This is a genomic window from Anaerostipes stercorihominis (assembly GCF_057535655.1).
In genome coordinates this window covers 1-15,936 of record NZ_BAAJCL010000008.1, presented here as the reverse complement: position 1 = coordinate 15,936, position 15,936 = coordinate 1, and the positions used below count along the sequence as shown (strand labels likewise).

Below are 15,936 nucleotides of genomic sequence, written 5' to 3'. Positions count from 1 at the left end.
GGATTCGTTGTAAGGATGGGAAAATAATGGTACAATATAATAAAAGATATACAGGAGGAACAAAATAATGGAAAAATTAACAGACGTGGAACAATTAATGATGAGGTGCATTTGGGCATATGGAAAAGAAATGCCATTTTTAGAGATGGGGAAGGAATTAAAAAAGAATTTTCAAAAGGATTATAAGAGGACAAGTATTCGTACTTATTTATTTCGGCTGGAGGAAAAAGGATATCTTCGAGTCGAAAAGAGGGGAAGACAGTCTTATATTCAAACACTGATTTCTGCAGAAGACTATAAAAGGGAGCAGGCAGGGGAGATGCTGGATACTTGGTTTGGTGGTTCGGCAAAACAGTTTCTAAGTGCATTAAGCGGAAGGATTTCAGAAGAAGAGGGGCAGGAATTGAAAGGATTTTTGGATGATATGGACTTTGAATAAAGTGATAACAGAAGTATTTAGCGGGATGTTTCTGTGCTGTATACAGGGTACGATTTTATATTTTGTATGGAAAATCATAGGAAAGTATATGGAGCGGAAGGATTATGTAGAAGCCAGTTACTGGATGTGGAAGGTGGTGCTTTTAACATTTTGCATGCCGGTTACCTGGGTTTACATGATCAACATGGAAACGAAACGATGGCTGTTTCAGCCGACTATGAAGATCGGAATGGCAGTTGCGGCACTTGGTTTTGTATGGCTGATAGGTTTTTTAATAACCTTGTTTCATCTGATTCGGCAATACGCCCGAATTCGGCGTGATGTAAAAAGGAGCGATCAATGCGAGGCATGGGTGCAAGAACTATTGGAGGAAATAAAAACAGAACTGAGGATGAAAACGCCGGTTTCTGTTGTAACTCAAAAAAATGCAGGAAACCCGATGTTATATGGAATTTTTCATCCCAAAATCATATTGCCGCGCCAATATACAAAAAAGGAACTTCGTGTAATTTTCTATCATGAGCTGATCCATCAGAAGCATCATGATTTATTATGGAAACAGCTTGCCAATATTGTTCGATGTATCCATTGGTTTCATCCGGTTTTGCGAAGATTATTTCATCAAATTGATCAGTGGGGAGAAACTTACTGTGATATGGAGGTCAGTAAGTATATTGAAAATATAAAACAATATTTTACGGTAATTATAGAAATTTCTACAGCGAAGCCGGCATATGGAACTTATACGACTTTTGGTTTGTATGAGAGCAAGGAACTGCTCAAACTGAGGATGCAAAGGATGAAGTCGTATCAAAAGGAAAAAACACATAAGAAGTGTATTGCGTGTATGTTGATTTTTGGAGTCATGGCAGTTAGTACAGTGACAGTGGCAGCATCCGGAGCGGCATTTGTAGAAGGGTATAATCTCGTATTTGAAGAGACGGTTGTGGATTTGGAAGAAGCAGGATTGGCGACAGTGGAAAATATACCGATGCTTCGAAAAGGGAAAAAGCGAAACCATCCCAATCGGAAAATTAAGAAGGTTACAATCCAAAAGGCAAAACCGAAAATAGGAGAGACACATCCGGTCGAATGGATGGTTGGGGCAAAAGAGAGGATGCAGACACAGAACGTATATTTGAAAAAAGGTACGGAAGTAACAATTACGGTGTCGACGGGTTTTGAAGAAAACCCGCAAGACAAAGTAGCCGTTGGATTAGCAGATTCAAAAGGAAAAGAGATCTATATTGAAAAACGCTTTGATTTATTTTGTTGTTTCACTATAACGAAAGATGAAACTTACAAGATTTTCATAGAAAATTGGGGGAATAAAAAGGCAGAGTTTTTAGGTGAATATATAATTACCAAAAAAGAATAAGGAAGGGATGATCTGAAGTTGAAGAAAAAGGTTTGCTTGATGGCTGCTATCATTTGTTGCTTTGGAGTGCAGGATGTTGTAGGGGCAGCAGAGGGGAAAAATCAGGAGTTTCAATATTCTTCCGTTGTCTTGGAGGAGGGATTTACAGAGCGGTTAGCCGAAAAAATGGGAATTAAACTTTCTGTTGCCAGGAGTTCTGTGAATTGGGCGGTTAAGCCTGCAAAAATAAAAAAGAGCGCCGGATTTCGGAAAAAGTCAGGCGGAAAAGTTACGGTAAAAATCCATGTAAAACCGAAGAGAAAGGTTTGGATCGGAGTTGTCGGTGATAATACGGGGAAAATATACAAATCCACAACAACAGGGATTTCTGCAACCTTTACATTGCACAGGACAGACACATATCATGTGTTTGTTCAAAACCATTCCCGTGCGGGTGTTCAGGCGATGGGATATTATATAAAATAGGTGACAGGATTGTACTAAAATATTGAAAAGAATAGTTGAATTGATTTCTGAACGATGTTACAATTAAGAAAAGAAATTAAATTAAATAATGATGAAATAAGAAGAGGGGATGGGATGCTTATGATTGATAAAAAATCCATGTAATACAAAGGGCTGCAACCTGACTTCAACCATTAAGTATAACTAGGAGGGTGGAGGTATGAAATTAAAAAAATAACGATGTTGCTGTTGCTGTTTGTTTTGACGACAGGAGTTTTACCTGTACCGAAGGATATATCTGCAAAAAGTTATACGGATGAGCAGATTATTCGGGCAAAGGAATATGTTGCATTGTTAACAGGAAATGGAGCAGTAAGTGATACCTATATATTTTCAAAAAAATCTCAGGGGAAATGGATTTCGATAGAACCTCAGACGGAGGGGATTCTGAAAATAGGGTATGAATTTGCAATCTATAGCAAAGATAAAAAACCGGCTAATGTTATCAGAGGAACAGAGGATGGAGATGCTTTTATTCCCGATGTAAAAAAAACGGATGTGTTTTATATAAAACTTCCGGATCAGATAAAGGATTCGCTGGCTGTGGAAGCAGTTGTGAAAAAAGATACGGTGTCCCCTTTGAACACTCAGATTTTATATACGCAATCAGGACAAAACAGAAATGTTTATCAAACATTTAACGTCAAAAAAAGAGGGAAACAGAGCTTCTATATTGCTCCTGTTTGTTATAACAAGAGTGATGTGACATTTTATATACAACGAAAAGAAAAGGGAAGTTGGAAAACCGTCACAAAGAAATTGAAATCCAAAGCGATGGATCATGAGCAGACAACATTCTATTTGGGGTTGAAAGCGGGAGAATATCGCCTAGTGTCAAAGGCTGGAAGAGACCAGATTTACCAAATGAATCGAGATACTAAGGCAATATCTGCAAACTATAGAACTCGAAAATCCAAAGCGCAGAAAGTAAAATTAAAGACAACAAAAACAAATATCTACACACCGACAGAAAAAGCTTCTCGCTGGTACCGGGTTTATCGAAAGACCTCAAAATACAAACGCTATGTAAAAATGAAAGTGCAGAATAATTCTGGAAAAGTAAAATTTACAATTTATAAGAAAGGCAGAAAGAAAGCGCTGAGAAGCTATACTTTATCAGGAAACAAATCTAAGACTTATCGTCTGAAAAGTGGAAAAGGAACCTATTATGTAAAAGTAAGCAAATCAGGTTCCAAGATGAACGGACAGTATTCCCTTCAGTATAAGTAAAAACAGAGATGTCTAAAGGAATAGTTGTTTTTGGACTTGAAATATGTTAAAATCATTTCATAAAGGGTTAGGAATTGAATATGATACATTGAATATGATACACGGAAAAAGAGATGCATCCAAAAAGTGCATCTCTTTTGCGGTATCATCGTATATTTAAAAAAAGCAATCCAGTCCTGCCTGAGAAAAGATGTTTTGGTATTCTTTCAGATCTTCGGGATGAAGTGCTTCGACATGTTCATAAGCATATGCTTTTCCAAGAAGATGATATTTGTTTTCTCCAAATTGATGGAAAGGAAGAAGCTGAACTCTTTTGGCACCGACTGTCACCAGACATTGAGCAAGTCCCCTGGCATCGTCCAGAGATGCATTGAAATTTGGGATGACGGGGATTCTTGGAAGAACATCTATCTTTTGCTGAATTGCCCATGAAAGGTTTTTGAGAATCAAAGGATTGGGAACACCGGTTCCTTGGGAATGTTTTTTACTGTCATGGTGTTTGACATCAAAGAGCAGAAGGTCGAACATCGGAGCAAGTTTTTGAAAAATTACTTCCTTAATATATCCCGTTGTCTCTATGGCTGTGTGAATATGGTGTTTTTTTAATTCAGAAAGCAGAGCCTGAACGAATTCCGGCTGTGTCATCCCTTCGCCGCCGGAGATTGTTACGCCTCCGCCGGATTCTTCATAAAAATCCAGATCCTGAAGACAGATGTCAGTAACCTCTTTTACAGTTTTAAATTCTCCTTCAAAGCTTAATGCTCTGGAAGGACACTCATGAACGCAGGACAGACATCCTTTACAGAGATTCTGTTGGATTTGGATGCTATTTTCAGTTGCAAAAACAGCATTATGAGGGCAGCTATGAATACAGGTTTGGCAGTGCGTGCATTTTTTTCGGTCATATAAAATCTGAATATCTCGCAGCTGAGATTCTGGATTTGCACACCATTTACATTTTAAAGGACAGCCTTTGAGAAAAACCGTGGTACGAATTCCCGGACCATCGTGAATGCTGAATTTTTGTATATTAAAAATAATTCCTCTCTTTGACATTGTGAAGTTCTCCTTTCCTTTCTTACGAACATCATATCACAGGGATTTCAAATTGTAAATAAAAAGGTTTTAAATGAAAAAATATTGACAATATTTCGAAACATGATAAGATATAGTTATAAACAAAAGTAGAAAATATTTCGAATGAAAGTGCTGTTTTTCTCAAGGAGGTATATGAGATGAAAAATGCAGAACATTTTGGTGATTTGACGCCGAGAATGAATAAGTTTCGAGAAGCGGTTTTAGATAAAAAGCCCTTTATCTGTGCCGAGAGAGCACTTCTCGCTACAGAAAGCTATAAAAAGCATCAAAATCAGCCGTCAGTTATGAAGCGTGCTTTGATGCTGCAAAATATATTGGAGCATATGTCGATTTATATTGAAGATGAGACTTTAATTGTAGGAAATCAGGCGGCTTCCAATAAAGATGCTCCGATTTTTCCGGAATATACTTTAAAATTTGTGTTAGAAGAGCTGGATTTGTTTGAAAAACGTGATGGGGATGTTTTCTATATTACAGAGGAAACCAAGGAAGCGATTCGTTCCATTGCTCCGTTTTGGGAGAATAATAATCTAAGAGCAAAGGGAGGAGCCCTGCTTCCCGAAGAAGTGGACGTTTTTATGGAAACCGGATTCTTTGGAATGGAAGGAAAATTAAATTCCGGAGATGCGCATCTTGCAGTGGATTATCCGACCATGTTAAAAATCGGATTGAAAGGATACGAGGAAAGAACTCGTAAATTAAAGAGTGAATTGGATTTGTGTGTTCCGGAAAATCTTGATAAGAATTGTTTCTATCAGGCTGTATTAATTGTAATTGACGCAGTGAAAAATTTTGCACGTCGATATGCGGAACTTGCCAAAACCATGGCACAGGATGCTGATCAACATAGAAAAGCAGAATTGCTGGAGATTGCCAGAATCTGTGATAAGGTGCCGTATGAACCTGCAGAAACATTTCAGGAAGCGCTGCAGTCCACATGGTTTATTCAATTAATTTTACAGATTGAGTCCAACGGACATTCTCTTTCCTATGGAAGGTTTGATCAGTACATTTATCCATATTATCAACATGATGTGCAGCAGGGAACCTTAACGGATGACCAGGCGGTAGAATTGCTGACAAATCTTTGGATTAAGACGCTGACCATTAACAAAGTCCGCAGTCAGGCACATACCTTAAGCAGCGCCGGAAGTCCGCTGTATCAAAATGTTACCATTGGTGGGCAAACCTCAGATAAAAAAGATGCAGTCAATAAGCTGTCTTTCTTAGTTTTGAAATCAGTTGCACAGACAAGGCTGCCGCAGCCGAATTTGACGGTTCGCTATCACAAAGGACTGTCAAAAGAATTTATGGATGAAGCCATTGAGGTTATGAAACTTGGGACCGGAATGCCTGCCTTTAATTCAGATGAAGTGATCATTCCTTCGTTTATCGAAAAAGGGGTTTCCGAAGAAGACGCATACAATTATTCTGCCATTGGATGTGTGGAAACAGCTGTGCCGGGAAAATGGGGATACCGCTGCACCGGCATGAGTTATCTGAATTTCCCTAGAATTCTTTTGATTGCCATGAATGATGGAATTGATCCGACTTCCGGAAAGCGATTTGTAAAAAGCTGCGGGTACTTTAAAGATATGAAATCTTATGAAGAGCTGCAAAAAGCAGTAGAGTATGTAACAAGAGAATTAACACGTATGAGCGTCATTGTAGAAAATGCGATTGATCTTGCCATTGAGAGGGAATGCCCGGATATTTTGTGCTCGGCATTGACGCAGGATTGTATAGGAAGAGGAAAAACTCTGAAAGAAGGCGGTGCGGTGTACGACTTTATTTCCGGACTTCAGGTAGGGATTGCCAATATGGCAGACAGTCTTGCAGCGATCAAGAAATTAGTGTTTGAGGAAGAAAAAATTACACCACAGCAGCTGAGCGATGCTTTGGAGGATGATTTTACAAGTACTGAAAACCGGAAAATCCAGCAAATGCTGATTGAAGATGCTCCGAAATACGGAAATGATATTGATTATGTAGATCAGCTGGTAGTAGATGTGTACGATCAGTATATTGATGAGATGAAAAAATATCCGAATACTCGTTACGGAAGAGGTCCGATCGGCGGAATTCGATATGCAGGAACTTCCAGTATTTCTGCGAACGTAGGTCAGGGAATGAGCACCATGGCAACTCCAGATGGAAGAAAAGCCCATGAACCTTTGGCGGAAGGGTGTTCTCCAGTTCATTCCATGGATAAAAGTGGTCCGACTGCGGTATTTAAATCGGTATCAAAACTGCCGACTCACGAAATTACAGGGGGCGTTCTGCTGAATCAGAAGGTAACGCCGCAGATGCTGTCCACAGAAGAGAATAAACAGAAATTGGAGATGATGATCCGTACCTTTTTCAATCGTCTGGACGGATATCATGTGCAGTATAATGTTGTATCAAGAGATACTTTAATTGATGCCCAGAAACATCCGGAGAAGCACAAAGATTTGATTGTACGTGTAGCAGGATATTCTGCTTTCTTTAACGTATTGTCAAAAGCGACGCAGGATGATATTATTGGAAGGACAGAACAAACATTATAAAAGACCAGGGAGGAGTTAGAACATGGAATTTATTTTAGATACAGTGGATCTTGAGGAGATTAAAGACGGTGTAGATCATATGCCGATTGCAGGAGTTACAAGCAATCCTTCGATTGTAAAGAAAACAGCGCCGAAAGATTTTTTTGGACACATGCGCAGTGTACGGAAAATCATTGGAAAAGAGAGAAGTCTTCATGTTCAGGTGATTTCTCTGGATGCAGCGTCAATCGTTGAGGAAGCTCATAGAATTTTAAAAGAAATTGACGATGAGGTCTTTATTAAAGTGCCGGTATCTTATGAGGGTCTGAAGGCAATCAAAATCTTGAAGGAAGAAGGCGTCAATGTTACAGCCACTGCAGTTTATGATTTAATGCAGGCATATTTTGCGCTGGCAGCAGGAGCAGACTATATCGCGCCGTATGTCAACCGCATCGGAAATCTGGGCGGTAATCCAATGGAATTAATCAGTGATCTTCAAGACCGAATCGAAAACGACGGATATGATTGTAAGATTGTTGCCGCGTCTTTTAAGGGTGTAGAACAGGTGAAAAATGCCTTTACTTATGGAGCAGAAGCAATTACAGCGCCATATGCAATCTTAAAGCAGGTATTTGCGAATCCTAATATTGAGAAAGCAGTGACAGATTTTAATCAGGACTGGTACAGCGTATACGGAGAAGGAAAAGGAATTTGTGACCTGTAGAATCTGAGAGGAGTTTTGCACATGACAGACAGACAAACGAAGATTCTTGAAATTGTAACAAGAAAAAAGCGGGTGGAGGTGGCTGCCTTGTCTGAAATGCTTGGGGTATCCCAGGTAACCATCCGGAAGGATCTGGATGCTCTGGATGATATGGAACTGCTTGTGAGAGAGCATGGATATGCAGCTGTCAAGAATATGTCGGATATCGGGAATCGTCTGGCGGTGCGTTATGAGGTAAAGCAGAAAATTGCACAGGCGGCAGCGCAGATTGTTGAAGACGGGGAAACGATCATGGTGGAATCCGGATCCAGCTGTGCACTTTTGGTGAAGTATTTATCAGAAACCAAAAAAGATATTACGGTCATTACAAACTCAGCTTTCATTGCCAGATTTATTCGCAATTCAGAAGGCGGAGTTTCAAAAGTTATTCTTCTGGGAGGCGAATATCAAAAGGAGGCCGAGGTTATGGTCGGACCGATGGTAAAAACCTGTGCGGAGGCTTTTTATGTGGATAAACTGTTTATGGGAACCGATGGCTATATCCCGGAAATTGGATTTACCTGCGGTGATCTGTTAAGAGCGGAGGCGATGAAAAGTATGATGGCATCCGCCAAAAAAGCAGTGATTTTAACGGATTCTGATAAATTTAAAGAACATGGAGTTGTTTTACAATCCCGTTTCAAAGAAATCTATATGATTTTTACCGATCATGAAATTCCCAAGGAGGCAAAGGCTTCTTTGGAAGAACAGGGGATCTTGGTAGAAATTGTAGATGAATAAAATAGGTTAAGTTCTGGTCCGATACGCGAATGTTGGAATACATCTGTGTATCGGACCAATTCTATTTTTTGGTAAAAGAAGTTTGTATCTGCTGCAGAATTTTTTGGGTATAGGGATCCTGCTGATCCATTTGCTTTATGATACTTTGTACTTTTTTTGTTTCGGAAGAATCAAACGCCTTGACAGATGTTACAATAAAGAAAAAAAGAAGAACAGAAAATCCGATTCTCAGCTTTAAATAGGACCAGTAAGTTGGGGAATCGTCCTCGTTGACGGTGTAGGAAGTTCTGTAATTCATTTGCTGATATTTGTTGTTTAATTTGATTCGTTCTAATTCAAGATTCGTATTTTGGTGCATAGTTTTTCCTCCTTTCTTTGAGTTTATGAGGAAAGGAACAGAAATTGAACAAAAATTCAAAAAAATCTTCAGAAAAGGTTGACAATAAAAAACAAAAGTGATACTTTAAACATAGATGTTAGCACTCGATGGAGTTGAGTGCTAATAACAGGAGGCGAAGATATGGAATTAAATGATCGTAAAAAGTTAATATTGAAAGCGATTATTGCCAATTATCTTGAGACCGGTGAGCCGGTGGGATCAAGGACCATCTCCAAGCATCCGGAATTGAAATTAAGTTCCGCGACAATACGCAATGAGATGGCAGATTTGGAGGATATGGGATTTATCTTGCAGCCTCATACATCCGCAGGAAGAATTCCTTCCGATGCAGGTTATCGTTTCTATGTGGATCAATTGATGATGGAACGGGAAAGTGAGAATGAGGAGAGAAAAGCTCTGATTCAGAAGGTTGATAAGATGGAAGGTCTTTTGAAGCAAGTGGCTACGGTGCTGGCAAACAGCACGAATTATGCAACAATAGTATCCGCACCTCATTATCAGAACGTAACCTTAAAGTTTGTTCAGCTGTCTCAGATTGATTCGGAACATCTTTTGGCAGTGATTGTGACACAGGGCAATGTTGTAAAGAATAAGATGATTTCAGTAGATGAGCCTTTGTCAAATGAAGATATCTTAAAGCTGAATGTATTGTTGAATACATTTTTGCAGGGATTGTCTTTGCGGGATATTCATTTGGAATTGATACAGACGATGCGGGAACAGGCGGGAATCCGCCAGGACGTATTGGAGTTAATTCTGGAAGAAGTTGCGAAGACCATTCACGAAGCAGACCGGATGGAGATCTATACCGGAGGAGCGGCGAACATTCTCCGTTATCCGGAACTGGGAGATCCGGACCGTGCAACGGAGCTTTTAAATGCGCTGGTGGAGAAGAAACCACTGGCAAAGCTGGTGGATTCTACACTGGATCAAGATCATAACCATCATGGAATTCAAGTTTATATTGGGGAAGAATCCCCGGTACAAAACATGAAGGATTGCAGCATTGTTACAGCAACCTATGAATTGGCAGAAGGTGGAACCGGAACGGTGGGAATTATCGGTCCGAAGAGAATGGATTATAAAAAGGTTGTAAAAACTTTAAAGAATCTTACCGAAGAGTTGGATGATATCTTTAAGGAAAGTACTTGAGAAAGGAAGTGAAGGGATGAAAAAAGAAGAAAATATCAAAGAAGAGGTAAAAAACGCAGAAGAAGTTGCTGAGAATATAGAAGAACAGGAGTCTAAAGGAGATTTATCCGAAGAGGAAGCCAAAGAGGATTGTTCAGAATCAGAAACGAATGCAGAATTGGAAGCGCAGATTGCCGAATGGAAAGACAAATATCAAAGACTGATGGCAGAATTTGAGAATGCAAGGAAGCGTACAGCCAAAGAAGCCGTTCAGCGTTATGATCTGGGAGCAATGGGAGTGCTGGAAAAGCTTCTTCCCGTGATCGATAATTTTGAGCGAGGGCTGGATGCGGTTGCCGAGGAAGATAAGGATTCGGCGTTTGTGCAAGGAATTCAGCAGATCTATAAACAGCTGATGTCTGTCTTTGAAGATTTGGGTGTATCCGCCATGGACGCGGAAGGCAAAGAATTTGATGCCAATCTTCACAATGCAGTTATGCATGTGGAAGATGAAGAATATGGCGAGAATGTAGTTGTAGAAGAGATGCAGAAGGGCTATATGTATAAAGAAAACGTATTGCGCCACAGCATGGTAAAAGTTGCAAACTAAGATCGAAAACAGAAGAAGTTCCGGCGAAAAGCCAGAAAAGGTTCTGTGGAAGATCAGGAATAAGATCAATGATATAATGAAAGAATATATCTTAGGAGGAATAAATCATGGGTAAAATTATTGGAATTGATTTGGGAACAACAAACAGCTGCGTGGCTGTTATGGAAGGCGGAAAACCTACCGTTATTACAAATGCAGAAGGAATGAGAACGACACCGTCTGTCGTAGCGTTTACAAAGACAGGAGAGCGTGCCATTGGTGAACCTGCAAAACGTCAGGCAGTTACCAATGCGGACAAAACCATTGCTTCCATTAAAAGACATATGGGAACAGATTATAAAGTAACCATTGATGGCAAAGCATATTCTCCGCAGGAAATTTCTGCAATGGTACTTCAGAAGTTAAAATCTGACGCAGAGAACTACTTAGGAGAAAAAGTAACAGAGGCAGTTATTACAGTTCCTGCATATTTTAATGATGCACAGCGTCAGGCAACCAAAGATGCCGGTAAAATTGCCGGGCTTGATGTAAAACGTATCATCAACGAGCCGACAGCTGCTGCGTTATCTTATGGTCTTGACAATGAGAACGAACAGAAAATCATGGTTTACGATTTAGGTGGAGGTACTTTTGATGTATCTATCATTGAAATCGGAGACGGTGTCATTGAAGTATTATCCACTGCAGGAGATAACAAATTAGGCGGAGATGACTTTGATAATGTCATTACACAGTATATGTTAGATGAGTTTAAGAAACAGGAAGGTGTTGATTTATCCGCAGATAAAATGGCAATGCAGAGATTGAAAGAGGCTGCTGAGAAGGCGAAGAAAGAATTATCTTCTGCCACAACAACAAATATCAATCTTCCGTTTATTACAGCAACAGCAGAGGGACCAAAGCATTTTGACATGAATCTGACAAGAGCTAAATTTGATGAATTAACAGCAAGTCTTGTGGAGAGAACCGCAGGTCCGGTAAATTCCGCTTTAAATGACGCCGGAATGTCAGCTTCTGAATTAAGCAAAGTTTTATTGGTTGGTGGTTCCACACGTATTCCTGCGGTACAGGATAAAGTTCAGCAGTTAACTGGAAAAGAGCCGTTTAAAGGAATTAATCCGGATGAGTGTGTAGCAATCGGAGCTTCCATTCAGGGAGGTAAATTAGCAGGAGATGCCGGCGCAGGCGATATTCTTCTTCTGGATGTCACTCCGCTGTCTTTATCCATTGAGACAATGGGTGGAGTTGCAACAAGATTAATTGAGAGAAATACGACGATCCCAACAAAGAAAAGTCAGATCTTCTCAACAGCAGAGGACAATCAGAGTGCTGTAGATATCAACGTTGTACAGGGTGAGAGACAGTTTGCAAAAGACAATAAATCTCTTGGAAGATTCAGACTGGATGGTATCGCTCCTGCAAGACGTGGTGTTCCTCAGATTGAAGTTACCTTTGATATTGATGCCAATGGTATTGTAAATGTATCTGCAAAGGATCTTGGAACCGGAAAAGAGCAGCATATCACAATCACAGCCGGATCTAATATGTCTGATGAAGATATTGATAAAGCAGTAAAAGAAGCAGCAGAATTTGAAGCTCAGGATAAGAAACGCAAAGAAGCCATTGATGCGAGAAATGAAGCAGATTCTATGGTATTCCAGACAGAAAAGGCATTGGAAGAGGCAGGAGATAAGGTAGATGCTTCTGAAAAAGCGGCTGTGGAAGCTGACTTAAAAGATTTAAAAGATCTTGTAGAGCAGACGAAGGATCAGGATATGACCGATGCTCAGGTCGAAGACATGAAGGCAAAGAAAGAAAAACTGATGACAAGTGCACAGAACTTATTTGCTAAGATGTATGAAGCGGCAGCAGGTCAGGCAGCGCCAGAAGGCGGAGCAGCTGATCCGGGACAGAGTGCAGGCGGAGCAGATGATAATGTGGTAGATGGAGATTACAAAGAGGTTTAATTTTTAGAAAAGGTAGACTAAAATGGCAGAGAAAAGAGATTACTATGAGGTATTGGGGGTAGATCGCAGTGCCTCAGATGCAGAAATTAAAAGAGCCTACCGAAAACTTGCCAAAAAATATCATCCGGATACCAATCCGGGGAACAAAGAAGCAGAAGCAAAATTTAAAGAAGCTTCAGAAGCTTATGAAGTCTTAAGCGACTCTGAAAAAAAAGCGCAGTATGACCAGTTTGGTCATGCTGCCTTTGAGCAGGGTGGCGGATTCCAGGGCGGCGGATTTGGCGGTTTTGATTTCGGCGGTGATATGGGCGATATCTTTGGCGATATTTTCGGCGGTATGTTTGGCGGCGGCAGAGGAAGTAGCCGGGCACAAGCGAATCGTCCGGCGCAGGGAGCGCATGTGCGTGCCAGAATCCATGTTACATTTGAAGAGGCTGTATTTGGTACATCAAAGAAGATAGAAATCACATTAAAAGATGAGTGTACGACCTGTCACGGAACTGGAGCAAAACCTGGCACGAGCCCGGAGACTTGTCCGAAATGCGGTGGCCGTGGTCAGATTGTTTATACACAGCAATCTATGTTTGGAACGGTTCAAAATGTTCAAACCTGTCCGGAATGTCATGGCAGCGGAAAAGTCATCCGGGATAAATGTCCGGAGTGTCATGGTACTGGCTATGTGAGCAGCCGCAAGACGATTGAGGTTACGGTACCGGCGGGAATTGATAATGGGCAGAGCATCAGAATTCGTGGAAAAGGTGAGCCGGGAATCAATGGAGGACCAAGAGGAGATCTTTTGGTTGAGGTTCTGGTTGAGCGGCATCCGAAATTCCAGCGTCAAGATACTAATATCTATTCTACAGAGGCGATTTCTTTCACTCAGGCAGCGCTTGGAGCGAAAATTCAGATTCCGACGGTGGATGGACCGTACGAGTACACGGTTAAGCCGGGAACACAGACAGATACGAGAGTCCGTTTAAAGGGAAAAGGAGTTCCTTTGGTGCGAAATAAAAATGTTCGCGGAGATCATTTTGTAACGCTGGTGATACAGGTACCGGAACATTTAAGCGGAGAGCAGAGGGCCGCGCTTCAAAGATTTCAGGAAGCAATGGGAGAAGTTCCGAAAAAAGAGGAACATGAACATAAGGGCTTTTTTGGAAAACGAAAAAAATAGTCAGAGAACAAGGTCAGTATTGGAAGACAAAATACTGGCCTTATTTGTATCAATATCCTTTCTTTGGGAATACTATATAATATCCACATGGTTTAATGTATACAGAATACGTTAATAAATAAATCTTTTCATATTTGTTTTTATTTAATTGGTAAAAAATTAAGGAATATTTTAGGAAAAGGTAATGATTTTGCAACAAATTGAGAGGAAGAATGGTATATAATGCCAGTAATCCAATCGAATCAGCAGAGAAAGAAAGGAGAATGCAGCATGGTTAGAATCAAACATAATTATTATATCGAAAAATTCAAAGGAATGTACATCTTGAAGAGAAGAACGTTTGATCGTACAGAGCAGAAAGAGGTTCTGGAAGAGATTGGAGGATATGATTCTATGAAGGCAGCAAAAGAAGCTGTTGTCAAAGAAATGATACGAAATGAAGTAAATCACAGAAAATCGGAACCGCTTCACAAAATCATCGTTTTGATGAAAGAGATGTATGAGAAGCATTATGACCAGAATATAAAAAAAAGCAGATTAGGAGCTTAAAATTAAAAACCGGAAGGACATAAGATCTTTCCGGTTTTGTGCAATTTGAGAAAACAGCAGAACCTGTCCGGTTTGTTAAGAAAAATGTAAGAAAAAATTTTTAGAAATGTTCCTTTTCTTTGTTATCATTGAAACAAGACAAGAAAGAAAAATACAGGCAGGTGGGAGTATGAAAAGACAAAATATGGAAAAGAAAATTTTAATGGGTTTATTTCTTTTTTATCTTGTGTCAATGACATGGATCATTGTATTTAAAATGGAATTTTCCTTTCGGGAGCTGACAATTGGAAACCGGACATTAAATCTGATACCATTTGGCGGGGCGTTGATTGTGAACGGAAAACTGGATGTGACAGAAATGATACAAAATGTTCTCATTTTTTGTCCTTTTGGTATTTATGCAGGCGTTTTGTGGAGAAAATGGAACCTAAGAGGTAAAATCTTTGCTTTTTTCATGGTTAGCTTTCTTTATGAGGCGATACAATATGGTTTTGCCATTGGCAGAGCAGATATTACGGATTTAATTGAGAATACGTTCGGAGGAATTCTGGGGCTGGCGGCGTATGCGTTGATTCATTGCATATGTCAAAAGAAAGAAGAGTGAACACAAAAAGTGATTCTTTTTTGTGCAGCTCTTGCAAGTGCTGCAATGGCGGGCTTATTGGCGGTGTTGCTTTTGGCAAATCGGTAGACAAAAGAGGCGCTCGCGCGGTCATTTTTTAATGACTGCGCGAGCGCTTCTTTGCTTTCTGTATTATAACGTAAGAGATGGAGCCGTATATGTGCGTCCTGCCATTTCCTGGTCTAGGAGATAAAGACTTTTGGGATCGGAGCCAAACAATTCCATTTTTTTAATGAGATCACTGGCATTGGTTTCTTCTTCTCCCTGTTCTTTGACAAACCAATCCAGAAATTGCATGGTACGAAAATCCTTTACGTTGTAAGCGGCGTCATAAAGCTCATGAATTAAGCTGGTCACATATTTTTCATGGGCATACCCCGCTTTTAATGGGTCCATATTGTCACTGAGGGCAGCGTTTGGCTTTGCAATGGCTTCATAAGTTACAGGAACGTCATTATTCTGCATATACTCTACAAACAGCATAGCGTGGTCTCTTTCTTCCTGTGCCTGAATACGGTACCAGTTTGAAAAACCATCCAATCCCTGTTCTACATAAAAATTAGAAAAATGCAGATAAAGGTAGGCAGAGTAAAATTCTTTGTTTACTTGAACGTTTAATAATTCAGCAACTTTTTCATTTAACATGAACAAAACTCCTCGTATAATATCTTTTAGATACATAAATCCATGTATCTTGGTTAATAAGTTACTAAATAAATATTGTTCAATAGGCTTAGCAAAGCCCATGATATAATTGTCCTAGTGTCAATCAGGTAATAGTTCTTCTCACTCCTGTTGAACC

The 15,936-nt window shown here is 40.0% G+C and carries 16 protein-coding genes; 13 read left to right on the top strand and 3 right to left on the bottom strand.

The window, feature by feature from the left end:
* Nucleotides 1-67: 67 nt before the first annotated feature.
* From AC27EF_RS08640 to AC27EF_RS08625, 4 genes are all read left to right on the top strand, one after another.
* A complete protein-coding gene (locus AC27EF_RS08640; RefSeq protein WP_487110344.1) occupies nucleotides 68-439 on the top strand; it encodes a BlaI/MecI/CopY family transcriptional regulator in 372 nt (123 codons plus the stop codon).
* An 88-nt stretch (nucleotides 440-527) separates the two neighbouring features.
* Nucleotides 528-1,817, top strand: a complete 1,290-nt coding sequence (locus AC27EF_RS08635) for a M56 family metallopeptidase (RefSeq protein ID WP_487110342.1) — start codon at nucleotides 528-530, stop codon at nucleotides 1,815-1,817.
* 18 nt (nucleotides 1,818-1,835) lie between these two features.
* Nucleotides 1,836-2,282, top strand: coding sequence for a hypothetical protein (locus AC27EF_RS08630; protein WP_487110340.1), 447 nt, complete (start codon nucleotides 1,836-1,838; stop codon nucleotides 2,280-2,282).
* A gap of 219 nt (nucleotides 2,283-2,501) precedes the next feature.
* Nucleotides 2,502-3,551, top strand: a complete 1,050-nt coding sequence (locus AC27EF_RS08625; RefSeq protein WP_487110338.1) for a hypothetical protein — start codon at nucleotides 2,502-2,504, stop codon at nucleotides 3,549-3,551.
* Nucleotides 3,552-3,707: 156 nt separating this feature from the next.
* Here AC27EF_RS08625 and AC27EF_RS08620 read toward each other — a convergent pair whose 3' ends face one another.
* Nucleotides 3,708-4,607, bottom strand: coding sequence for a glycyl-radical enzyme activating protein (locus tag AC27EF_RS08620; protein WP_487110336.1), 900 nt, complete (start codon nucleotides 4,605-4,607; stop codon nucleotides 3,708-3,710).
* A 179-nt stretch (nucleotides 4,608-4,786) separates the two neighbouring features.
* On the opposite strand from AC27EF_RS08620, the gene AC27EF_RS08615 reads away from it, so the two are divergent.
* The 3 genes from AC27EF_RS08615 to AC27EF_RS08605 are packed head-to-tail and all read left to right on the top strand — an operon-like array spanning nucleotide 4,787 to nucleotide 8,681.
* Nucleotides 4,787-7,198, top strand: coding sequence for a glycyl radical protein (locus AC27EF_RS08615; RefSeq protein ID WP_487110334.1), 2,412 nt, complete (start codon nucleotides 4,787-4,789; stop codon nucleotides 7,196-7,198).
* Between the two features lie 22 nt (nucleotides 7,199-7,220).
* Nucleotides 7,221-7,901 (top strand): fructose-6-phosphate aldolase, encoded by a 681-nt coding sequence (locus AC27EF_RS08610; RefSeq protein WP_487110333.1) that lies wholly within the window; start codon nucleotides 7,221-7,223, stop codon nucleotides 7,899-7,901.
* Between the two features lie 21 nt (nucleotides 7,902-7,922).
* Nucleotides 7,923-8,681, top strand: a complete 759-nt coding sequence (locus AC27EF_RS08605; protein ID WP_487110331.1) for a DeoR family transcriptional regulator — start codon at nucleotides 7,923-7,925, stop codon at nucleotides 8,679-8,681.
* A gap of 61 nt (nucleotides 8,682-8,742) precedes the next feature.
* Here AC27EF_RS08605 and AC27EF_RS08600 read toward each other — a convergent pair whose 3' ends face one another.
* Nucleotides 8,743-9,039 (bottom strand): hypothetical protein, encoded by a 297-nt coding sequence (locus AC27EF_RS08600; protein WP_487110329.1) that lies wholly within the window; start codon nucleotides 9,037-9,039, stop codon nucleotides 8,743-8,745.
* Nucleotides 9,040-9,201: 162 nt separating this feature from the next.
* On the opposite strand from AC27EF_RS08600, the gene hrcA reads away from it, so the two are divergent.
* The 6 genes from hrcA to AC27EF_RS08570 all read left to right on the top strand — a co-directional run bounded on the left by hrcA (nucleotide 9,202) and on the right by AC27EF_RS08570 (nucleotide 15,116).
* Nucleotides 9,202-10,233 carry a heat-inducible transcriptional repressor HrcA gene (gene hrcA / locus AC27EF_RS08595; RefSeq protein WP_487110327.1) on the top strand — a complete coding sequence of 344 codons (1,032 nt, stop codon included), beginning with the start codon at nucleotides 9,202-9,204 and terminating at the stop codon, nucleotides 10,231-10,233.
* A gap of 16 nt (nucleotides 10,234-10,249) precedes the next feature.
* Nucleotides 10,250-10,822, top strand: a complete 573-nt coding sequence (gene grpE, locus AC27EF_RS08590) for a nucleotide exchange factor GrpE (protein WP_487110325.1) — start codon at nucleotides 10,250-10,252, stop codon at nucleotides 10,820-10,822.
* Between the two features lie 107 nt (nucleotides 10,823-10,929).
* The gene (gene dnaK, locus AC27EF_RS08585; protein WP_487110323.1) at nucleotides 10,930-12,789 is read left to right on the top strand and encodes a molecular chaperone DnaK; all 1,860 of its coding nucleotides are present in this window, start codon (nucleotides 10,930-10,932) and stop codon (nucleotides 12,787-12,789) included.
* 22 nt (nucleotides 12,790-12,811) lie between these two features.
* A complete protein-coding gene (dnaJ, locus tag AC27EF_RS08580) occupies nucleotides 12,812-13,963 on the top strand; it encodes a molecular chaperone DnaJ (protein WP_487110321.1) in 1,152 nt (383 codons plus the stop codon).
* Between the two features lie 270 nt (nucleotides 13,964-14,233).
* The gene (locus tag AC27EF_RS08575) at nucleotides 14,234-14,512 is read left to right on the top strand and encodes a hypothetical protein (RefSeq protein WP_487110319.1); all 279 of its coding nucleotides are present in this window, start codon (nucleotides 14,234-14,236) and stop codon (nucleotides 14,510-14,512) included.
* Between the two features lie 169 nt (nucleotides 14,513-14,681).
* Nucleotides 14,682-15,116 carry a VanZ family protein gene (locus AC27EF_RS08570; RefSeq protein ID WP_487110317.1) on the top strand — a complete coding sequence of 145 codons (435 nt, stop codon included), beginning with the start codon at nucleotides 14,682-14,684 and terminating at the stop codon, nucleotides 15,114-15,116.
* Between the two features lie 150 nt (nucleotides 15,117-15,266).
* Here AC27EF_RS08570 and AC27EF_RS08565 read toward each other — a convergent pair whose 3' ends face one another.
* Nucleotides 15,267-15,779, bottom strand: a complete 513-nt coding sequence (locus tag AC27EF_RS08565; protein ID WP_487110315.1) for a ferritin — start codon at nucleotides 15,777-15,779, stop codon at nucleotides 15,267-15,269.
* Nucleotides 15,780-15,936 lie beyond the last annotated feature (157 nt).